This is a genomic window from Nonomuraea sp. N2-4H (assembly GCF_045291505.1).
GTDB lineage: Bacteria > Actinomycetota > Actinomycetes > Streptosporangiales > Streptosporangiaceae > Nonomuraea > Nonomuraea fastidiosa.
In genome coordinates, this window is record NZ_CP147987.1 from 5144863 (window position 1) to 5165149 (window position 20287).

Genomic DNA, 20287 nt, shown 5'->3' on the forward strand with positions numbered 1-20287 from the left:
AGTATCGAAATCAAGTCGTCTTGATTCGAGGTTTTGAGTTTTCGAGACAGCGGTAGACCGTCGCCCTGGAGACGCCGAACCTCGCGGCGATCTCCTCGGCGGCGACGCCTTCGGCGTGCAGGGCGCGTACCTGGGCGATCTGCTCGTCGCCCAGGATGGCGGGGCGTCCGCCGCCTCGCCCCCGCGCCTCCAGCAGTGCCCGAGCGCCGTCCAGACTCATCCGCCGCGCGATGGCGGTGCGGCAGCGGTCCGCGATCGGCGCCTGCACGAGCAGCGTCATGTCCCTGACCAGCATGGTCAGCGTGTCGCGGTGGCGCAGGTGCACATCGACGTAGCCCTCGATGGCCCGCCACCGCACCTCCTCGGGGGTCCCGCACGACTCCGCCGTGGGGAGATCCCGCATGCGTTCATCGCCTGGCCTGCGCGATGGCGTGACGGGAACATGAACGTTACGGTGACGCCAGGGACAAAGGGTGCGAGGAGTGGCATGTTGTACGGCCGGGCGGCGGAGCAGGCCGCCATCGACGAGTTGCTGCTCGGCACCCTTGAGAACCGTCCCGGCGTGCTGGTCGTGCGCGGCGAGGCGGGCATCGGCAAGTCCGCCCTGCTCGGCTACGCCGCGGAGAACTTCACCGGGCAGGTGCTGCGGGTGACCGGCGTCGAGTCGGAGGCCGAGCTTCCGTTCGCCGCGCTGCACCTGCTGCTCCGCCCGGCGCTCGATCGGGTGAGCGGGCTGCCGCAGCAGCAGGCCGAGGCGCTGCTGGGCGCGTTCAACCTGGGCGGCACCACCAGGGGCGACCGCTTCCTCGTCGGCCTGGCCACGCTCAGCCTGCTCGTGGAGCTGTCGGCGCAGGGGCCGCTGCTCTGCCTGATCGACGACGCTCAATGGCTGGACGGCGAGTCGGCCGACGCGCTGCTGTTCGCCGCGCGCCGCCTGCACGTTGAGCCGGTCGCCGTGCTCTTCGCCGCGAGGACCGGCGCCCGGCTCTCCTCCGGGGAGCTGCCCGAGCTTCACCTGGGGAGCCTGGACGCCGAGGCGTCCCGCCGGCTTCTCTCCGAGCACTCGGAGGCGCTCCCGCCGGCGTTACGCGACCAGGTGGTGGCCGAGGCGCAGGGCAACCCGCTCGCCCTCCTGGAGCTGCCGCGCATGCTGAGCCCGGAGGCGACGGGCCCGCTGCCGTTCTGCCTGGGCGGCGCGGCGCCGGTGACCGGCCGGGTGCTCGCCGGTTTCCGCGACCGCGTCGCCGCGCTGCCCGCGGGCACCCGTACGTTCCTGCTGGTCGCCGCGCTCGACGACCGGGGCGAGCTGGGCGTGCTCGCCCACGCGCTGAGCAAGCTCGGGGCCTCGCTCGCCGACGCCGCCCCGGCCGAGCGTGCGGGCCTGATCCGGGTCTCCCCCGACGGCGTCGCCTTCCACCATCCGCTGGTACGGGCCGCGGTGCTGATGGCCACCGACATCGCCGCCCGGATGGCGGCGCACCGGGCGCTGGCCGAGTCGGTCGACGACGACCGGCGGGCCTGGCATCTGGCCGCGGTCACGCTGCGCCCTGACGAGCAGGTGGCCATGGAGATGGAGCGGCTGGCGCTGCGCGCGCAGCGGCGCGGCGGGCAGGCCGCGGTGTCGGCGGCCTACGCGCGTGCCGCCGAGCTGTCGGCCGGCGCCGCCGAGGCGGCACGCCGCTACACGCTGGCGGCGTCGGCGGCGGTCGAGGCGGGGCTCGGGCAGCGCGCCGCCGAGCTGGTCGCGCGGGCGCTGCGGCGGACCGGACCCGGGATGCCGGAGGGTTCCGTCAGAGCCGAGCTGGACGTCGTACGCGCGCGGCTGGCGGTCGAGTCGGGCCGCCCGCTGGAGGCCGCGCGGCTGCTGGTGGAGGGCGCCCAGGCGGGCGTGGACCACCTCACCCGGCTGTCGCTGCTCGGCACGGCCAGCTACTACACCTGGACGAGCACCGCGCATGCGGACCAGCTCCACCTGGTGCGCCGCATCGAGGAGCTGACCCCGGACGGCGATGGGGTGACCGCGGTGGTGAAGGCGATGAACGCGAACTTCCGCACGGTCATAGAAGGCGGCTCCAAGGTGACCATCACGCGCGCGGCCAGGCTGGACGAGGTGCCGTTCGACCTGCGGCTGATCGTCTCCTTGCAGGCCGTGATGCCCGCCGACCGCGCGGGGATGCTCGACGCCGCGGTGGAGATGGTCAGGGAGTGCCGGGCGGAGGGGCGTCTCGGACGCATGCCGCAGGCGATGACCATACTGGCCATCGCCCAGTTGATGGACGGCGGGCACCCGGGCGCGCGGGACACGGCGGCGGAGGGGATGACGCTCGCCGCGGACGTGGGCCAGCCGGTGTGGCGCGGCTACCTGGCGGGTTTGCGCGCCTGGCTGGCCGCGGTCGCCGGAGCGGAGGAGGAGTACGCCGCGCTGGCCGCCGAGGCGATCCGGCTCTCCGAGGCCCGGCGGTGGTTTCCGAGCCGGTGCTGGGCCGAGTTCGCCGGAGTGCTGCTCGACCTGGGCAGGGGCCGCTACGAGGCGGCGCTGGAGGCGATGGACCGGGCGATGGCGGGCCCGTCGCGGCACGCGTTCATCTGGCGGTACGCCTGGCCCGACTACGTCGAGGCGGCCGTCAGGGCGGGCACGCCCGAGCGGGGACGTACGGCGCTGCGCAGGCACGCGGAGTGGGCGCGGGCGACCGAGGAGCCGGGCCCCCTGGCCGTCCAGCACCGGGCCAGGGCGCTGATGGCCGATGAGCACCGCGCAGAGCAGGAGTATCAGCGCGCCCTTGAGCTGCACCTGCAGCACGAGCAGCCCTTCGACCAGGCGCGCACCCGGCTGGTGTACGGGGAGTGGCTGCGGCGGCACCAGCGGCGCGGCGAGGCCCGCACCCACCTGGAGGCGGCCATGCAGGCGTTCGACCGGCTGGGCGCCGCGCCGTGGTCCGCCCGCGCGGCCGGCGAGCTGCGCGCGGCCGGCGTGTCCATCGCCGGCGGTGGCGGCGACGACCTCATGTCCAGGCTCACCCCGCAGGAGCTGCAGGTGGTGCGGCTGGCGGTCACGGGGGCGTCCAACCGGGAGATCGCCGCCCAGCTCTTCCTGAGCCCGCGCACGGTGGCATCGCACCTGTACAAGGCGTTCCCGAAGCTGGGCGTGGCCTCGCGTGCCGAGCTGGCCAGGCTGGATCAGACCCGGCGGTAGATGATCGGTTGCGCGGCGATGCCGTTCGCTTTGAAGGTGGCGAGCACGAAGCTGCGGAACGACGGCCGGAAGATCAGGCCGGGCAGGAAGGTGCCGAGCGTCGGCCAGCTCGCGTGGTTGATGAGCCCGTAGCCGCCGGCTTCGCCCTCGACCGGCCGCATGAGCGCGGAGTCGGGCAGCGCGGTCTTGGCCTGGAACCAGCCCGCGGTGTACTCCCAGACCTTCAGCAGGATGTCGCGGTCGTCGGCGTAGAAGTAGTTGAACAGGAAGTAGTGGTCCTGGCCGTGGTCCACGTCGCCGAGCCGGGCCGCGTTCTCCGCGACGGTCTCGTACGTGCGGCGGGCCCTCGCGCGCAGCGTCCTGGCGAGCTCGCGGTACGCTGCGCTCTCGCGTGCGGCGTGGGCGGCCTCCACGGACGCGGTGCGGATCAGCACGACGATGTCGTAGCGCGCGGGCGGCACGCCCCTGGCGGCGAGCAGTTCGTCGCCTTCGCCCGGCGGGCGGAGCACGGCGCGGAACACGTTGGCCTCGCGGGCCTCGACGTCCGCGGCGAGCGCCTTGAGCCGCGCGGCGAGCCGGGTGGGAGCGGACGCGAAAGGGCCGCGCCAGGAGCCGGCCTCGCCGGCGAGCACGACGAAACCATCGCCGGTCGCGGGCAGAAGGCGGGCCTTGACGGCCAGATGGTCGTTGATCAGCTTCACGCCGCCGACGCTAGACCGCACGCGTGACCGGCCGCTTCCGTCATCGCGCTGAACCCGCCTCTATGGCCTGTCACCAGCGGGAACGCGGCTCCGATGGCCCTGAGCGCGGCGCCGTCCCCGGGCCTGTGCGGAGCGCGCCCGCCGCATGACCGGGTGACCTCCGTACGAACATCAGTCACGTGACGGAGGCGGACTCCGGGGCGTTCCTCCTAGTGTCCGGATCATGTCCACGAGAACCGAGTCCAAGAACGTGCTGGTCACCGGAGCCTCCACCGGCATCGGCCGGGCCACCGCCCTGCTGCTGGCCCGCGAGGGCTTCACGGTGTACGCGGGCGTGCGCAAGGAGGCCGACGGCCAGGCGCTCGGCCCTGCCGTCACCCCGATACCGCTCGACATCACCGACGCCGGGCAGATCGCCGGCGCCGCCCGGCGGCTCGGCCGCCTCGACGCGCTGGTCAACAACGCCGGCATCGGCGTCACCGGGCCTTTGGAGTTCGTCCCCCTGGACGCGCTGCGGTGGCAGTACGAGGTCAACGTCTTCGGCCAGATCGCCGTCACCCAGGCGATGCTGCCGATGCTGCGCGCCTCGCGCGGCCGGGTGGTCACGGTCGGCTCGGTCGGGAGCTGGATCACGCTGCCGTTCGGCGGGCCGCTCTGCTCGTCCAAGCACGCCGTCCGCTCGCTCAACGACGCGCTGCGCATGGAGCTCAAGCCGTACGGGGTGGCGGCCGTGCTCATCGAGCCCGGCTCCATTCACACTGACGCGGTGGACAAGCTCGAAGACGAGGTCGAGCCCCGCCTGGCCTCGCTCGGCGAGGAGGGGCGGCGGCTGTACGGCCGGGCGTACCGGACCATGACCGCCGCCGGGCTCAAGGAGGAGCGCAGCGGATCGAGCCCGGACGTGGTGGCGCGCGCCATCCTGCACGCGCTCACCGCGCGCAAGCCGCGCGCCCGCTACCCGGTCGGCAAGAAGTCCCGGCTGATGAGCACGATGGGCCGCATCCTCCCCCAGTACACCCTCGACGCCGTCCGCATGCGCGCGCTCGGCCTGTCCTGAACCCTCCTGCTGAACGGAGTCCCATGATCCGCCTTTCCGGCGCGGAAGCCCTGACCGCGCTCGACCCCGTCTTCGCCCAGTACGCCGTGGGCGCCGGGCACAACCTGTGGGGCCTGCGCCACCTGACCATGCGGGAGAAGGCGTTCGTCTGCCTGACCGCCGACCTGTGCCACCCGCACCTCGGGCAGCCCCTGGCCATGCACCTGCGGATGGCGCTGGACAACGGCACCGACCCGGAGGCGATCCGCGAGCTCTACCGGCATCTCGCGCCCTATACCGGCTATCCGATCGTGGTCACCGCGCTGCAGCGCCTGACCGAGCTCGGCCTGCCGGAGGCGAAGGATGACAAGCCGGTCGAGCCGACGCCGCTGTCCGGGCCGCTCGCCCGTGCCGTGCACGCCCTGGAGGACGTGGACCCCGGCCTCGCCGCCTTCACCGAGGACCAGCTGGCCCAGCGCTGGGCGCGCCCGCACCTCAGCGTGCGGGAGCGTGCCCTCGCCTGCCTGGTGGTGGACGTGTTCCACCAGACGCTCGGCGAGTCGCTGCGGCTGCACGCCGAGCTGGCCAGGACGGCCGGCGCGACCGACGACACGCTGCGCGACCTGCTGCGCGGCGTGGCCGAGTTCGGCCTTCCGAGGGCCTGGGCGGCCGCCCGCGCGCTGCGCCTGGAGCCGCCTCAGCCGTCGTCGAGCGCGGTGTAGTCGATCTTGCCGTTGGGCAGGCGCGGCAGCGCGTCCAGCCGCTGGAACGTCGCCGGGACGGCCACGATCGGCAGCCGGTCGAGCAGGTGGGCGCGCAGGGCCCGGCGGTCGATGCGGTCCTGCTCGGTGACCAGGTAGCCCTTGAGCCGGGGCGCGCCCGCCGCGGCCCGCGTCACCCCGACGGCGGCGTCCAGCACGCCGGGGAACGTCGCCATCGCGTGCTCGATCTCCGCGCGCTCCACCCGCGCGCCGCTCAGCTTGAGCTGGTGGTCGGCGCGGCCGTGGAACAGCAGCTCGCCGTCGGAGCGCAGCGAGACCAGGTCTCCGGTGCGGTAGGCGTCGCCGATCCCCTCGGCCAGGCCGGGGCCGGAGATCACCAGCTCGCCGACGCCGTCCTCGCCCGGCTCTGCGACCTCCACCCGCGCTCCGGGGATCGGGCGGCCGATCGGCACCCGGGCCGCCCGCGCGTCCTGCGGGACGCAGCGGTGCACGGTGCTCCAGACGGTGCACTCGGTGGGGCCGTACTCGTTGTAGAGAAGCGCGTCGGGCAGCATCGCGTAGTGCGCGCCGACCAGCGCGGGCGGGCAGGTCTCGCCCGCGACGATCACCGTGTCGAGGGACGCGAACGCCTCCGCGAGGCCGTTGCGGAGCGCGAGCCCGTACAGCGACGGCACCATGAGCAGGTGGGACGGCCGGTGCTCGGCGGCGAAGCGCGCGAGCGCGGCCAGGTCGGACGGGCGCTGGCTGGGGATGACCAGCGTGCCGCCGGAGGCCAGCGTCCAGTAGATCCCGGCGACCGAGCTGTCGAACGAGATGGACGAGCAGAGCAGGAACCCGGTGACCGGCGTCGGATAGTAGGCGAGCCTCGCGGAGGTGGACCAGGCCAGGGCCGCACGCGAGACGGTGACGGGCTTGGGCGTGCCGGTCGTGCCGCTGGTGAAGCAGGTGTAGGCGAGCCGCGCTCCGGTGGCGGGCGGCGGTTCGTCGACCGGGTCCGTACGCGACATGTCGAAGCGGCGCTCAGGCCCGATCAAAGAGACGATCATGTCCGGCTCGATGAGCGCGAGCCGCGCCCCGGACGCCTGCGCGACGTCCTGCTGCCGCCGGATGGGGAAGGCGGCGTCGATGGCCACGTAACGGCCGCCGGCCCGCAGGACGGCGAGCATGCCGAGCACCGCCCACCGGGACAGGTGGGCGTGGATCACCACGGGCTCGTCGGGCCGCAGGCCCGCGTTCAGCAGCACTCGTGCCAGGGCGGCGCTGCGGCGGCCCAGCTCCCGGTAGGACAGTTCTCCCTCGCGGTCGGCGATCGCGACGGCATCGCCGGTCAGGTGGGGTTCGATCAGCTCAAGCATCGGCCAGCCGCTCCAGCGCGCTCAGAAAGGCGCCGATCTTCTCCGCCACCCAGTCACCGCCGAACATCTCGGCCTCGTAGGTGACGATGCCGGTCACCTCCTCGTCCACCCGCATCGACCACAGCAGGTGCAGGGGCATCACGGGGGCGGGCTGCCGCTCCTCCGGCACGGGCGTCAGCAGCAGCGCCGGGTCGCCGGCGGCAGGGGCGAACGGCGACTTCGGGATGAGCTGGAACACCGGGAACGTGCGCTCCACGATCTCCGACGGGTCGAAGATCGAAGCGGTGAGGTCCGGCGCCTCGGGCAGCACCCGCAGCAGCGGCACGTCGTGCCGGTAGGCCGCCCGGCATTCGGCGTCGGCGCGGCGGCTCAGCTCGTCCAGGTCGCCGGGGTCGCCGGCGGTGAGGCGCAGCCACAGCAGGTTGAGCATGAACCCGGCCGTGTACCACTCCGACGGCTTGCGCCCCGCCGTGATGATCGGCACGACGGCCTCGCGCCGCCCGGCCCAGACCGCCGCGGCGAACGCGGTGAGCAGCAGCGGGAACGGCGTCGTCCTGCGCCGCCGCGCCACCTCGCCGAGCCGCCGCCACAGCGCGGCGGGCACGGTGAAGCGGCGCGTGTGCTGCTCGCCCCGCCTGCCGGGCGTCGGCACCGGCAGCGCGAGGTCCGCCACGCCGGTCAGCCGGTCCTTCCAGTACGGCAGCGCGTCGGTGATGGTCCGCTCCCAGGCGGGCGAGTGGTCGTCGGCGGCGACCTCGGCGTACGACAGGACGCCGGAGTCCAGCGGCGGGCCGCCCCTGAGGCGGGCCGTGTAGGCGTCGGACAGATCGCGCGCCAGCAGCGTCAGCGACCAGGCGTCGGAGACGACGTGGTGGGTGACGATCACCAGCAGGCTCGTGCCGTCCGCGCATCGGCCCATGTGCACCCAGAGCAGCGGCGGCTCGTCCGGCGGGTACGGCATCTCCGTGGCCATCGCCAGGAAGGCGTCCTCGTCGTCCACGTCGTGCACCAGCAACCTGCCGGGCACGGCGTCGTGCACGCGGGCCCTGATGACGCCGTCGGGGTCGCGGGACACGGTCGTGCGCAGCGCGTCGTGCCTGGCCACGAGGTCGTCCACGGCCTGGCGCAGCACGCCGATGTCGATCTCGTGCGCCACGCGGTAGGCCCCGCGGACGATGAGCGAGGGGTTGAGCACCCTGCCGGGCACGGCGTACTCCAGCCCGAGCAGCAGCTGCTGAGCGTAGGTGAACGGGATCTCTGTCGTCATACGCCCCTCCTGGGCACGCCCGTGATGATCAGCTTCTTGAAGCCGGTGAGGAAGGCCGACCGCACCCGGACCGGCTCCGCGGCGAGCCCGACGTCGGCGAAGGCCGCGAACAGCGCCTCGAAGAACCGGCGCAGCGCCGTCCTGGCCAGGTGGGAGCCGATGCAGTAGTGGTGTCCGCTGCCGAAGGCGAGGTGGCGGTTGGGCGTGCGGGCCGGGTCGAACACGTCCGGGCCGGGGAACGCCGCCGGGTCCCGGTCGGCCGAGCCGATCCAGGCGACCACCGGCTCGCCCGCCCCGATCTCCACGCCTGACAGGCGTACCGGCCTGGTCGTGTACCGCATGAAGTGGCTGCCCGGCGACGCCCAGCGCAGCGCCTCCTCGACCCCGCTGCGCAGCAGGCCGGGCCGCTGCGCCCAGGCGCGGTAGCCGCCGTTGCGGGCCAGCTCGTACACCGTGGAGTTGATCACGTTCGGCAGCGTCACGCTCGCCCCGAGCAGCAGGCTGTAGCAGTTGGAGACCGCCGCGCCCGGGTCCATCCCGCCGCCGTCCGGCGACAGCATCAGGCTCACCAGGTCGTCGCCCGGGGTGCGGGCGCGCTCGCGTACGAGCTGCAGGAAGTACGCGAACAGCTCGCGGTGCGCCCGGCGCAGCGTCGCGGCCGGGCCGCCCGCGATCTGGTAGTCCGGGTCGTCCTCGGCGCTCGCGGCCATGACCAGCGCGAGCAGGCGCGTCCGGTCGTCCCTGGGCAGGCCGAGCAGCGGCCCGATCAGCGCGAGCGGCAGCTCCCGTACGGCGGCGGCCAGGTCGAACGGCCGCCCGTCCAGGCCGGGCGCGAGCAGCTCGTCGATCGCCGCGACGAGTGCCGGCTCGTACGCGGCGGCCGAGCGCATCCCCATGACCTTCTGCAGCGGGGCCCGCATGCGGTCGTGCTCGGGCGGGTCGGTGGCGGCGAGCTGCCTGCCGGCCGCCGGGTCGGGACGGCCCAGCAGGTTCAGCAGCGTGCCGCGCTCGCTGGTGAAGCAGGTGTGGTCGCGCAGGACGCGGTCCACGTCGGCGTACCGGGTGACCGACCAGAAGCCCCGCTCGTGCCGGTGCACCGGGTCGTGCTCGCGCAGCCACCGCCACCTGTCGTACTGGCCGCCCGCCTCGAACAGCGCGGGGTCGCCGAGATCAGGCATGATCGAGCGAGGCCGGCACGCCGATCACCGCGGCCAGCTCGGCGATGGTCGGCTGCAGGAACAACGTCCACGCGGGCACCTCGAAACCGAACTCGCGGTCGATCGCGAACTGCACGTCGGCCGCGAGCAGCGAATCGCCGCCCAGCTCGAAGAAGTCGTCGTCGATCCCGATCGGCGCGACGCCCAGCTTGGCCGACCACAGGGCGGCCAGCCGGCGTTCGATGTCGGTGCGCGGCGGCGCGTACGCCGACTCCAGCTCCAGATCGTCCCGTGACGTGGCCATCCCGCCTCCGTGGTGAGGTGAACTCCCGAGTCCGGGGGTCAGCGTGCGCCCGTCCCTGTTGAGCCCGTGTTGAGCCCGTGTTGAGTCTCGTGTCGGGTTCGCGTCGAGTTCCGCGTCGAGTCGGCTGACCCGGGACGATCGGAGCGCCGTTCAGCCGTGCAGGTTGCGGCGGAGGAAGGTGTGCCAGGTCCGCTCGAACGATCGGGCCGGCGCTGAGGAGGCGGCGAAGCGGTCCCAGGGGTGGAAGGCGCGGGCGTACAGGTGCAGGTCCACCGGCATGCCGGCGGCGATCAGCTTCCGCGCCAGGTCGAGGCCCTCGTCGCGCGGCAGGTCGAACTGGGCGAGCGCGATGAAGGTGTCCGGCAGGCCGGCGAGATCGGTGGCCCGGCCGGGCGCGGCGTACGGGTGCACGTCGTCGGTGCCGCGCCGGTCGCCCAGGACCGCCTCCCAGGCCAGGCGGTAGTCGCGGCGGGCGAAGACCACCTCGGAGGCGGCCTCGTGGCTCGACGGCACCTGGAGGCGGTCGTCGAGCATCGGGTACAGCAGGGACAGCGAGCGCGGCCGGACGGCGTCCCGAGCGCGCGCCATGAGCGCGACGGCCGTGGCGGGCGCTCCCCCGCCGCTGGCCCCGGCGAGCGCGATCCGGTGCGGGTCGATGCGGTGCCCGGCGGCGGCCGCCGGGCGGTAGAGGGCGACGTCCAGCGTCGTCCCCGGCCCCTCCTCCGGCCCCTCCTCCGGCCCCTCCTCCGGCCCCTCCTCCGGCCCCTCCTCCGGCCCCTCCTCCGGCAGGGTCAGCGACGGGGCGACGGTGTTCACCCTGATGCCGAACCTGCCGAGGTCGACGGCGAGCCCGCGGATGAGGTTCACGACCGCGCCCTTGGCGGCGTCTTCCGCCACTTCGCCGACAAGCGCGAGGTCTTCTTCGACGGCGAGGCCGAGCTGCGCGACCTGCTCACCGGCGCGGTCGCGGCGGTGCCCCACGGCACCAAGCCGCTGCCCACCCTGCGCGCCGCCTTCCACCAGGCCGTGCCGCTGATCGAGCGCAACCTCCCGATCACCGGGCGGCGGCACCCGGTCATCGCCGCCACCCCGGCCCTGCAGGAGTGCGCGCTGGCCAAGAACGCGGCCCTGGCCGCCGCGCTCAGCGACGCGCTGCGCGCCCGCGGCGTCGCCGAGCCGATCGCCGCTCTGTGCGCCCAGGTGGGCCTCGACACCTACTCCATCGCGATCCGCCGCTGGCGCGCCGACCGCGCCGCCGACCTGCACACCCACCTCGACCGCGCCTTCACCGACCTCAGGCTCGCCGCCAATGCCCTCAAGTGACACCGCCCGCGTGCAGGTGACGCCGGCCCCGGGCTGCCCGATCGCCGTGGCGCGACACCGGCCTCACTCCGATCGCCGTGGCGCGACACCGGCTTCGGGCTGCCCGATCGTGGCGTGACGCCGGCTCGGGACGCGGCCGTCAGCGTGCGGCGGCCGGGACCAGCTCCTCCTGGGTGCGGACGGCGGCCACGCACACGATGCTGATCACCACGGCGATCATCCCGTAGAGCGTGACCGACGCCGACGAGCCGGTCGCGTCGAACAGCGCGGTCGAGATGAAGGGCGCGACGCCGCCGCCGATGATGCCGGAGAACTGGAAGCTGAACGACGTGCCCGTGTAGCGCGTGGCCGGCGGGAAGACCGACGAGATGAGCCCCGCGTACGGCGCCCAGATCGCCATCCCCGCGAGGCTGAAGCCGAGCACCATGGCCACCGAGGCCAGCGCCGTGCTGCCGGTGTCGAGCAGCGGGAAGAACAGCAGCTCGGCGACTCCGAGACCGGCCAGGCCGCACAGCAGCATTCTCTTGCCGCCCACCCGGTCGGCCAGCGCGCCGAACGCCGGGGTGGTGACGAGGGCGAGCGCCGCGGCCACCATCGTGGCGGTCAGCACGGCGCCGCCGGGCATGAGGCCGCGGGCGGTGACGTACGTGATCGAGAAGACGGTGAAGATGTAGAAGCCGATGTCGACCGCGAGCCGGCACCCGACCGACAGGATGAAGTTGCCCGGGTTCGTGCGCAGCACCGCGACCAGCGGCGCCTTCTCGGGCTCGGCCTTCTTCACGTTCTCCAGGAACTCGGGCGTCTCGGTGATCCGCAGCCGCAGCCAGAGCCCCACGAGCAGGATCGACGCCCCGAACAGGAACGGCACCCGCCACCCCCAGGCCAGGAACGCCGCGTCGTCGGCCACCGTCGTCATCAGCGCGAACGAGGCCCCGGCCAGCAGCAGTCCCAGGGGGTCGCCCGCCTGCGGGATGCTGCCGAGCAGCCCCTTCCGCCTGCCTCCGGGAAGCTGCTCGACCGCGAGCAGCACCGAGCCGCCCCACTCGCCGCCGAGCGCGAGCCCCTGCAGGATCCGGCAGACCGTCAGCAGGACGGGCGCCCAGACGCCGATCTGGGCGTGCGTGGGCAGCAGCCCGATGGCGCAGGTGGCCACCCCCATCGTGACGATGGTGGCCAGCAGGACGCCGCGGCGGCCCACCCGGTCGCCGAAGTGCCCGGCGATGACGGCGCCGACCGGCCGGGCGACGAACCCGGCCGCGAACGCGGCGAACGAGCTCAGCGCTCCGGCGACCGGCGAGCTGTCGGGGAAGAACAGCTTGGGGAAGACCAGCGCGGCGGCCTGCCCGAAGATCATGTAGTCGTACCATTCAAGCGTGCTGCCCGCCAGGCTCGCGCCGAGCGCGCGGAGCCTGAGCCGGTCCTGGGTCTGCCTCACGTGCGATCCTCCAGTGCCCTGTCGAGTGCGGCGAGAGTGGGCGGCAGCACCGGCGGGTCCCGCAGGAGCTCCGCCGTGGCCGCCACGTCCTTCAGCCCGGTGGAGGTGCCCACCGCCACCACGGTCCGCTCGCGCAGCGCCCCGCCGCCGGCGAGCGTGCGCGCCGCCACCAGAGGCACCACCCCGGTGACCTCCAGATACAGCCCCTCCATGGCCGCCACCTGCTGCTGCATGGCCAGCAGCGCGCGGTCGTCGCCCGCGACGACCGCCCGGCCGCCGCTGCGGCGCAGGGCGTCCAGTCCCTGGTACGTCCCGACCGGGCTGGCGATCGAGAAGGCCCTGGTGTCCCGGGCGGGCACGGGACCCGCGACCTCATCGCCCGCCGCGAGCGCCCGAGTGTAGGGGCCGAACACCTCGCCTGCAATGAGCCTGGGCACGCGTTCGGCCAGGCCGAGGGCCACGAGGTCGGCGAATCCCCGGTAGATGCCGGCCAGCCCGTCCGCGTACGAGGCGGGGACGACGACGTCGTCGGGCACCCGGCCGAGATCGCGCACGATCTCGAACGCGATCGTCTTGTAGCCGTCCACGCCGAAGGGGTTCGAGCCCAGCGGCGGATCGGCGAAGTTGGACATCGGCGCCCAGCCGTGCGCCCGGACCGCCTCCCTCATCACCGCCCAGCGGCTCGGGCCGTCCTCGTAGGCGAAGACGGCCGCGCCGTAGACCTGCATGAGCGTGCGCATCGCCACGGGGGCCGACCGCATCGTGAGCACCACGCAGCGCAGCCCCGCGGCGGCGGCGTACGCGGCCACGGCGGCCCCGTGGTTGCCGGAGGTGGAGACGATCACGGTGTCCGCCCCGTCGGCCGCCGCCTTGCTGACCGCGACGGAGGCCAGCCGGTCCTTCCACGACCACGTCGGATTGCGGGACTCGTCCTTGAGATACAGCTCGCCGATGCCCAGCTCACTGCCCAGTCTGCGCAGCGGCAGCAGGGGCGTGCCGCCCTCGCCGAGCGACACCAGCGGCCGCTCCGGCGCCAGCGGCAGCGCGTCCCGCCACCGCCAGGAGGCGCCGTCCCGGGTGATCGCGTAGTCGGGGCGCAGCGCGACCGGCACGCCTTGCTCGGCGCAGGCCGGGCAGCCGCCGAAGGCCGCCGCCTCGCCGTAGCGGGCCGCGCAGCGCAGGCACACCAGCTCGCCGAGGTAGGTGATGCTCACGGGATCACCCGCAGCCCGCGATCGGTCCGGGTGAACAGCTCGAACCCGTGCTCGGTGACCACGCCGGCGTCCTCGGCCATCATCCCGCCCCAGCCGAGCTCGTAGTACGGCGTCTCCAGGCTGAACACCATGCCGGGCCGCAGCACGGTCTCGTCCGCCGGCTCGATCACCGGGGTCTCGTAGACCGACAGCCCGATCGCGTGGCCGACGTGGCGGCGCCGGTACGGGCGCGGGCCGCCGTGCGCCTCGACCGCGCGTACGGCGGCGGCGAAGACGTCGCAGGCGCGCACCCCCGGCTTGGCCATGACGAACTCGGCCTCCTGGCCCGCCGCCAGCGCCTCGTAGAAGCGGCGCCGCCGCTCGTCCGGCGGGCCCACGACGGCGGTGCGGGCCACGTCCGACCAGTAGCCCTGGTACCTGCAGCCCACGTCGAAGCGCACCAGATCGCCCGGCCGGCACGCGCGATCGGCCGGATAGGCGTCGGACAGCGCCGACCGCTCCCCCGACGTCACCACCACGAACCCCGGCTCGCCGCCTCCGGCCGCCATCGCCCCCGCGATCACAGCGGCCAGCTCGCGCTCGGTCACGCCCGCCGCCGCCTGGTCCAGCGCGGCCGCGATCGCGTCCTCGGCCAGTCGCGCGGCCTTGCGCAGCAGCTCCTGCTCGCCGGGGAGCTTGACGGCGCGTACCGTCCTGATCCACTCGTCGGCGGCCGGCGCCCCGTCGAGCGCGGCGGGCGGCCGGGTGAGGCCGCCCCATTCCACGGCCGGTTTCCGCACCGGCTTCAGAGCCGACTTCTGCGCCGACTTCTGCGCCGGCTTCTGGGCCGGCTTCTGGGCCGGCGTCTTCGGCAGCACCGCGCCGAGGGCGGACGGCAGATCGGGATAGTCGCCGCTCGTCACCGACCCGTCGGCGTGCGCGAAGTAGAACTCCCCGTACGTCACCAGGTCGCCGGTCCCGCCCAGCGCCTCCTCCGCCGCCGCGGCCTCGCCGGCCGGGACGACCAGCACCGTACGCGCGGCCGTCACGACCGCGGCGACCGCGGGGCCTCGGTGCAGCGTCGCGGTGAGACTGCGGTGGCCGGTGGCGTAGTGCACCGATTCCGGCGTGCTCAGCACCACGGTCTCCAGCCCGGAGGCGGCCATCTCGGCCAGCACCCGCTCCCTGCGCAGGGCGGGCAGCCCGGGCGATCGGCTGGTCTCCATCGGCACCGTACGGCTCCTTCCGGGCGCGATTCAGCGGTTCACACAGGATGCTCCAGAGCCAGGCCAGGTCATATGGGCAAAGAACCAGGCGCGGTTATGCTGCGTTTGTGTCAATCACACAAATCAAGCGCCTGCTTGCCGAGTCCGCCGAGGAGATCAACAAGGAGACGTTCGAGAGCGTCTGGGGCATCCCCGGCTACGACACCGCCCACATGCCCAAGGAGGACCTCGCCGCCCGCATCCCCATCTCCATCCAGGCACTGCTCGCCTCCCTGGAGAACGGCGCCCGGCTGACCGGCGCGGCGCGGCAGGCGGCCAAGGAGATCGGCACCAGCCGGGCGCTGTCGGGCGTGCCGCTGGAGGCGATGCTGCAGTCCTGGAACACCTCGGAGCGGATCTGCGTCCAGCACGTGCTCCGGCACGCCGGCGCGTTCCCCGTCGCCGACATCCGGCAGGTCATCACCGAGCTGAACGTCGTCTTCAGCGAGGTGGCGCGCCTGTCGGCCACCGAGTACCGGCGCACCCAGAACGAGGTCACCGCCTACTACGACCGGCTGAGCACCGACCTCGTCGCCCGGCTGGTGGGCGAGCAGCAGGCGACCCCCGACGAGATCCGGCAGCAGGCCCAGGCCATCGGCAGCGACCCCGCACAGCCGCACGCCGCGATCGTGGTCGTGGTCGCCGCCTGCGACGCCGGGCTCAGCCTGCGCATCGAACGGCACCTGCTCGCCCTCCTGGCCGGCCACACCACGGGACGCATCCTCCTCGGCCGTATCGACCAGCACCTCGTCCTGCTCTGCCCCATGCCCGGCGACGGGCCGGGCGACCGCCCGGACGACGGCCACGAGATCCTGCACCGGCTGCTGCGGCGCAGCGTCACCGACCCGCACAGGCCCGGCTCGTTCCTGCTGGCCACCAGCCGCGACAGCGCCCCGCTCGACGACATCACAGACGTCTGCGGCAAGGCCAGGGAGGCGGCGCAGATCGCCGCCCGCCGCGGCTGGACCGACCGCGTCGTCACGTTCGAGGACGTCTGCCTCGACGTCATGCTGGCCCGCAACCCCGACGCGACCGCCGTGCTCTCGGCGCGGCTCGCACCCCTGCTCGACCGCCCCGAACTCCTCGCCACCCTGCGCGAATACCTCCGCCACGGCATGTCCGCCCGCGCCACCGCCCGGGCGCTCTACGTGCACCCGAACACGGTCCCCTACCGGCTGCGCACCATCGAGCACCTGCTCGGCCGCGACCTCACCGACGTCACCTCACTCACCGACCTCCTCCTCGCACTCCACCACCTCGACTCGACCCCACCGAGACAGTGACGCCGCGCGCGACGGGGTCGCGCCGGCTCACACCTGTGCCTCCTGCGCGGTCATCACGGATGCGAACCAGTCGAGGACGGCGACGATCACGCCGAACACCGCGACGCTCGCCAGGACGACCCGCTGCCCGAGTGCCTGGCCCAGCTCGACCGCTACCTCGACCGGCTCACCCTCCCCACCGGCAAACTCGTCATCTTCGACCGCCGCCCCGAGGCACCGCCGTGGCCGGAGCTAGGCGCGTTCGAAGAGGCGGTCACGCCGTCCGGCCGACCGGTCACCGTGCTGCGCGTGTGACCTCGTGGGGCGGGTTACGAGGCTGCCGGGGCGGGGGTGCGGGTGAAGGTGATGCGGCCCATGTCCATCGCCTCGTTCTCCGCGGACGCCGTCACCAGGTGGCGGACCGCCTGATAAACGCAGAGCAGCGCGTACACCTCCTGCCGCACCATGTCAGGAGACTTCGAGCGCAGCAGCACGCCAGGCCCGTCGTGCAGCCGGGCCTCCAGCTCGCCAATGGCGCTCGCCAGCTCGCAGCGTTCAGCGAGACGTGCGGGGAATTCCTCCAGCGGATAGGCCTCGCGATCGAGAAGTGTTGTGACCAGGCGGACATGCTCGTCGGCCGGCGTGTCCTTCCGGGTGACGTGGTAGTCGATGACCCGGACCGGGATGCCCTGGCCGGTCGTCGGCGCCGCTCCCTCGCCGCGCGCGGCCGCCCGCGCCGCTTCCCCGCCGTACACGGTCGTCGGCGCCGCTTCCCCGTCGTGCGAGGTGTCGGTGATCCGCGACAGATGGCTGCCGTCGGGCAGCGGCTCCAGGACCGGCAGGTCCTCGTCGTCGTCCGCGCGGAAGATCGCATGCGCCCCGGCGCGGACCACCGCGTCGAGGTTGGCGTACGACAGGAAGCCCCGATCGGCCACCACCACGTCGCCGGGACGCAGCAGCGGCCACAGCCGCCGGGCCATGGCCTGTTCGCCCTCGCCGGCCGGCCCGACGTGTACGCCCGCCAGCGCCCGGCTGCCGGTCTCGGTCAAGGCCACCATCCCGACCTGGGGCAGCCCGCCCTCCCGTTCGCTGCCGAACGCCGCGCCGTTCGCCCGGCTGGCCGGAACCTTCATGGCGAGGCCGGAGATCGTGAGCTTGCGCAGATTCCGCCAGTACGCCCGCGGCGCGGGCTCCCGGCCGTTCTGGGCCATGGCCATGCTCAGCAGCTCAGCCAGTGGCCGCCACCCCAACCGCGCCCGCGCCTTGCTGATCGCCGCGGCCGAGGGCCGCATGCGGGCGTCCTGCCGCGGCTGGGAGGCGGGCGACAAGGACAATCCGGCGAGCAGCGTGTTCCAGACCTCGCCGTAGCCCAGGTCGAAGCAGAGCGTCATGGCCATCGTGTAGTACGCCACCAGCTGCGCGGGCAGGGCCCGCCGCCGTAACTCGCGGGCCTCGCAGGCGTCGATCGCGGCGTCCACCAGGTCCGGCGGGTACGCCGCCACGAGCACGCCGATCGCCACCCGATCCGGCAGCCCCGGCTCCTTACCCGTCCTGACCCGCCGTCTGACTCTACGCACTAGTTGATCTTAACAACGTCGTGATCATGAAGTGCGGCGCACGCGGAAGGCTTCCGTGACACCTGGCTCAGCCGCGCGGCGGGCGTACCCGAGCGTCGCGAGAACGCGTCGTCAGGACGGCACGTCGAGGGTGGCGACCCACCCGATGCAGCTGAAGTCGCGGCCGAGGTCGGACGGCCGGTCCACGCCGTGCGTGGAGTGCACCGGTACGAGCACTCCTCCGGCCGGGTGGGGATCTCTCTCGTTCAGCGCGTACTCGTAGCGGACGTATATCTGGGAGATGCCGGTGACCTGGCCTTCGACGGTGATGTAGTCGGGTGTGGGCTCGTCGTGATGCTCCTCGACCCATTCGATCGTGGCGGCGGTCTCCTCTCCGAGAGCTTGCGTCAGCCACTTACGGTCGGCCGGGGCGAGGGTCCAGGAGACCTCAGACCCCACGCTGAAGGGGTCGCCGCAGCACGCCATCTGCCACTCGACCACCCACACGTTCACCTTCACACCGGCAATGTAGGCAGATCGTCCGCCCCGCAACAACGGGATTTAAGCCGCACTACCCCGCAAAACCGCAGATCAGGGACGTGGGACAACGGCAAAACGGCTCCGCATGAGCGGCGAATCCAGCATCCTGGGCATGGCCGAATTCGGCCCGAGCATGGCCCTCACCTACTCCGGTCCCCCTTCTCCGCATAAAGAGGTCTTCGTGACTCGGTACGCCATCGATCGTGCCCACACCACGCTGCTCGCCCAGTGGAGCACCGGCATCGGCGACACCGCCACCGTCGTGGCCCCGCTCACCCGCGACCAGCCGCGTGAGGACACGTGCCGGCTCGCCGCCGCGCTGACCCGCCTGTCCGGCCTCTGCTGGCGCGCGTACACGCACCCCGCCGGCTGCGGCGATCTCCACGACGCGAACCGGCGGCGGGAGCGCGAGGCGTTCGCCAAGGTGCTGCCCGCCCTCATCGCCACCAGGCGGCCGCCCGACCTGCCGGACGGCACCGAGGTCGAGCGGGCCGCGCACGACGTCGCCAGGGTGCTGCAGACGATCGGCGCGTCCCAGCTCACCACGCTCGTCACCACCGACGTCGCGGCCGAGCTGGCCGCGGTCGAGCAGGCGGAGCGCGGTGACCTGTCCGAACGTGCCAGGCAGGCGGTCGAGCTGAGCCGCGAGGACGCCTCGCCCCTGCAGATCTCCCGGGCCGACCGGCTGCTGCGCGACGATCCGTGCGGCGGCGAGACCCTTCTGACCGAGGTGGACCCCACGGCCGCCGCCATCGCCGCCGCCCACTGGTTCCACGCCGCGCTCGCCGTCACCGCCCGGCACACCGGTCTGCCGCCCGAGCGCATCGTGGCCGCGGCCGGGCGGCCAGGACGGCCGCTCGCCGTCGAGAGCCTCACCGGCGTCACCGCCGCCCTCGACTCCGGCGTCCGGGCCCGGCAGGCGGTCATCCCGCTCATCCGCACCGCCCTGCACGTCGCCGAGGGCCACCTGTGCGGCCTGCGCGAGGTACGGCGCCGGCTCGCCGCCGCACGAGACCTCGTCCACGCGGCCGGGTACGGAGGCTGCGAGCCCGCGTCCGAGGCCGTCCATCTGCCGCTCACCGCGCTCGACCCGGTGCGGCCCGCCCCCGACCTGCTACGCAACCTGCTGCACGGCATCAGGACCTGCCTGCTGCACTACGAGCGGCACGATCGGCCCGCCGCACCGGATCCGCGGGTGCAGCCCGCCGCACCGGATCCGCGGGCGGCGTTCGTCGCCGCCACCCGGGAGGAGGCCGCCGCGCGTACGGATCGCCTGCTGTGATCGCCGCCGCCCGGCCTGGACGTAGGCTGGTGGCCATGGCACAGGAGCGTGCGAAGGGCGTAGGCCGTCCCCCGCGTCTCACCCTTGAGGCGATCCTGGAGGCGGCCGATCGCATCCTGCGCTCGGAGGGCCCGGAGAAGCTGTCGATGCGCCGCCTCGCCCAGGAGCTGGGCAGCGCGCCGATGACGCTCTACTACCACGTACGCGACAAGGACGAGCTGCTGCTGCGCGTGATGGAGGAGCAGGCGAGGAGCATCCCCCGCCCCGAGCTCCCCGAGGACCCGCGCGAGCGGCTGATCGCGGTGGCGACCATGCTGCACGAGCAGCTCTCCGAACGCCTGTGGATCGTCGAGGTGCTGGCGGGCGGCGACCTCATCGCCCCCTCGGCGCTGTGGTTCGTCGAAGAGATGATCGACGCCGCCGTCCAGTGCGGCCACCCGCCGGAGCGCGCCCTGTTCATCTACCGCTCGATCTGGTTCTACATCGTCGGCGACCTCATGATCCGGGCGAAGGGCGCCCGGCGGCGTTCCAGCGTCCCCTCGTACGAGGAGTCGGTCGTCGCCGGGCTGCGCGCGGGCACCCATCCGAGGCTGTCGTCGCTGGCCGACCGCTGGACCGAGCTGAACGCCCGCGACACCCACCGCGAAGGGCTGACCGCGATCATCGACGGGCTGCTGCGGACCACCGCGCCCTGAG

Annotated in this window: 19 protein-coding genes; 7 read left to right on the forward strand and 12 right to left on the reverse strand. The window is 73.5% G+C overall.

All coding sequences use genetic code 11. The features are described 5' to 3' along the window. Positions 1-10 precede the first annotated feature (10 nt). On the reverse strand, positions 11-403 hold the full coding sequence (locus WBK31_RS23690; RefSeq protein WP_406673148.1) for a helix-turn-helix domain-containing protein: 393 nt from the start codon (positions 401-403) through the stop codon (positions 11-13). A gap of 84 nt (positions 404-487) precedes the next feature. On the opposite strand from WBK31_RS23690, the gene WBK31_RS23695 reads away from it, so the two are divergent. Beyond that, a complete protein-coding gene (locus WBK31_RS23695) occupies positions 488-3193 on the forward strand; it encodes an ATP-binding protein (RefSeq protein WP_378787503.1) in 2706 nt (901 codons plus the stop codon). Here WBK31_RS23695 and WBK31_RS23700 read toward each other — a convergent pair. Further along, complete coding sequence (locus WBK31_RS23700; RefSeq protein WP_364055736.1) at positions 3178-3894, reverse strand: hypothetical protein; 717 nt, start codon at positions 3892-3894, stop codon at positions 3178-3180. The genes WBK31_RS23695 and WBK31_RS23700 overlap by 16 nt on opposite strands. A gap of 223 nt (positions 3895-4117) precedes the next feature. On the opposite strand from WBK31_RS23700, the gene WBK31_RS23705 reads away from it, so the two are divergent. After that, the gene (locus WBK31_RS23705; protein WP_378787499.1) at positions 4118-4951 is read left to right on the forward strand and encodes an SDR family oxidoreductase; all 834 of its coding nucleotides are present in this window, start codon (positions 4118-4120) and stop codon (positions 4949-4951) included. A gap of 23 nt (positions 4952-4974) precedes the next feature. After that, positions 4975-5652 (forward strand): carboxymuconolactone decarboxylase family protein, encoded by a 678-nt coding sequence (locus WBK31_RS23710; RefSeq protein WP_364055742.1) that lies wholly within the window; start codon positions 4975-4977, stop codon positions 5650-5652. Here the strand turns inward: WBK31_RS23710 and WBK31_RS23715 are convergent. The 5 genes from WBK31_RS23715 to WBK31_RS23735 all read right to left on the reverse strand — a co-directional run bounded on the left by WBK31_RS23715 (position 5628) and on the right by WBK31_RS23735 (position 10716). Next, positions 5628-7007 (reverse strand): amino acid adenylation domain-containing protein, encoded by a 1380-nt coding sequence (locus WBK31_RS23715; protein ID WP_364055745.1) that lies wholly within the window; start codon positions 7005-7007, stop codon positions 5628-5630. The genes WBK31_RS23710 and WBK31_RS23715 overlap by 25 nt on opposite strands. Then, the gene (locus WBK31_RS23720) at positions 7000-8274 is read right to left on the reverse strand and encodes a condensation domain-containing protein (RefSeq protein WP_406673149.1); all 1275 of its coding nucleotides are present in this window, start codon (positions 8272-8274) and stop codon (positions 7000-7002) included. The genes WBK31_RS23715 and WBK31_RS23720 overlap by 8 nt, the downstream gene beginning before the upstream one ends. Beyond that, positions 8271-9452 carry a cytochrome P450 gene (locus WBK31_RS23725; protein WP_406673150.1) on the reverse strand — a complete coding sequence of 394 codons (1182 nt, stop codon included), beginning with the start codon at positions 9450-9452 and terminating at the stop codon, positions 8271-8273. The genes WBK31_RS23720 and WBK31_RS23725 overlap by 4 nt, the downstream gene beginning before the upstream one ends. Next, on the reverse strand, positions 9445-9735 hold the full coding sequence (locus WBK31_RS23730; RefSeq protein WP_406673151.1) for a phosphopantetheine-binding protein: 291 nt from the start codon (positions 9733-9735) through the stop codon (positions 9445-9447). The genes WBK31_RS23725 and WBK31_RS23730 overlap by 8 nt, the downstream gene beginning before the upstream one ends. A gap of 150 nt (positions 9736-9885) precedes the next feature. Continuing rightward, on the reverse strand, positions 9886-10716 hold the full coding sequence (locus WBK31_RS23735; protein ID WP_406673152.1) for an SDR family oxidoreductase: 831 nt from the start codon (positions 10714-10716) through the stop codon (positions 9886-9888). On the opposite strand from WBK31_RS23735, the gene WBK31_RS23740 reads away from it, so the two are divergent. Beyond that, entirely contained in the window at positions 10708-11058 is a 351-nt protein-coding gene (locus WBK31_RS23740; RefSeq protein ID WP_364055751.1) for a hypothetical protein, read from the forward strand. The two genes, WBK31_RS23735 and WBK31_RS23740, sit on opposite strands and share 9 nt — an antisense overlap. A 139-nt stretch (positions 11059-11197) precedes the next feature. Here the strand turns inward: WBK31_RS23740 and WBK31_RS23745 are convergent, their stop codons facing one another. Genes WBK31_RS23745 through WBK31_RS23755 form a run of 3 tightly spaced genes read right to left on the reverse strand, consistent with a single transcriptional unit; the run spans position 11198 to position 14912 of the window. Then, complete coding sequence (locus tag WBK31_RS23745; RefSeq protein ID WP_364055754.1) at positions 11198-12493, reverse strand: MFS transporter; 1296 nt, start codon at positions 12491-12493, stop codon at positions 11198-11200. Continuing rightward, positions 12490-13707 (reverse strand): pyridoxal-phosphate dependent enzyme, encoded by a 1218-nt coding sequence (locus tag WBK31_RS23750; RefSeq protein WP_364055757.1) that lies wholly within the window; start codon positions 13705-13707, stop codon positions 12490-12492. The genes WBK31_RS23745 and WBK31_RS23750 overlap by 4 nt, the downstream gene beginning before the upstream one ends. After that, a complete protein-coding gene (locus tag WBK31_RS23755) occupies positions 13704-14912 on the reverse strand; it encodes a M24 family metallopeptidase (protein ID WP_406675521.1) in 1209 nt (402 codons plus the stop codon). Before WBK31_RS23755 ends, WBK31_RS23750 begins: the two co-directional genes overlap by 4 nt. 107 nt (positions 14913-15019) lie before the next feature. Between WBK31_RS23755 and WBK31_RS23760 the strand changes: the two genes are divergently transcribed. Continuing rightward, positions 15020-16234 carry a helix-turn-helix domain-containing protein gene (locus WBK31_RS23760; protein WP_364055763.1) on the forward strand — a complete coding sequence of 405 codons (1215 nt, stop codon included), beginning with the start codon at positions 15020-15022 and terminating at the stop codon, positions 16232-16234. A gap of 308 nt (positions 16235-16542) precedes the next feature. On the opposite strand, the gene WBK31_RS23765 is transcribed toward WBK31_RS23760, so the two are convergent. Both WBK31_RS23765 and WBK31_RS23770 read right to left on the reverse strand, forming a co-directional pair. Beyond that, positions 16543-17790, reverse strand: coding sequence for an IS4 family transposase (locus tag WBK31_RS23765; RefSeq protein WP_364055766.1), 1248 nt, complete (start codon positions 17788-17790; stop codon positions 16543-16545). Between the two features lie 111 nt (positions 17791-17901). Further along, positions 17902-18288, reverse strand: coding sequence for a DUF6578 domain-containing protein (locus WBK31_RS23770; RefSeq protein WP_364055769.1), 387 nt, complete (start codon positions 18286-18288; stop codon positions 17902-17904). A gap of 202 nt (positions 18289-18490) precedes the next feature. Here WBK31_RS23770 and WBK31_RS23775 point away from each other — a divergent pair, with 202 nt between their 5' ends. After that, positions 18491-19591: a hypothetical protein gene (locus WBK31_RS23775; RefSeq protein WP_364055772.1), complete on the forward strand. Its 1101-nt coding sequence runs from the start codon at positions 18491-18493 to the stop codon at positions 19589-19591. A gap of 35 nt (positions 19592-19626) precedes the next feature. Next, positions 19627-20286, forward strand: coding sequence for a helix-turn-helix domain-containing protein (locus tag WBK31_RS23780; RefSeq protein ID WP_364055775.1), 660 nt, complete (start codon positions 19627-19629; stop codon positions 20284-20286). Position 20287: the final 1 nt, after the last annotated feature.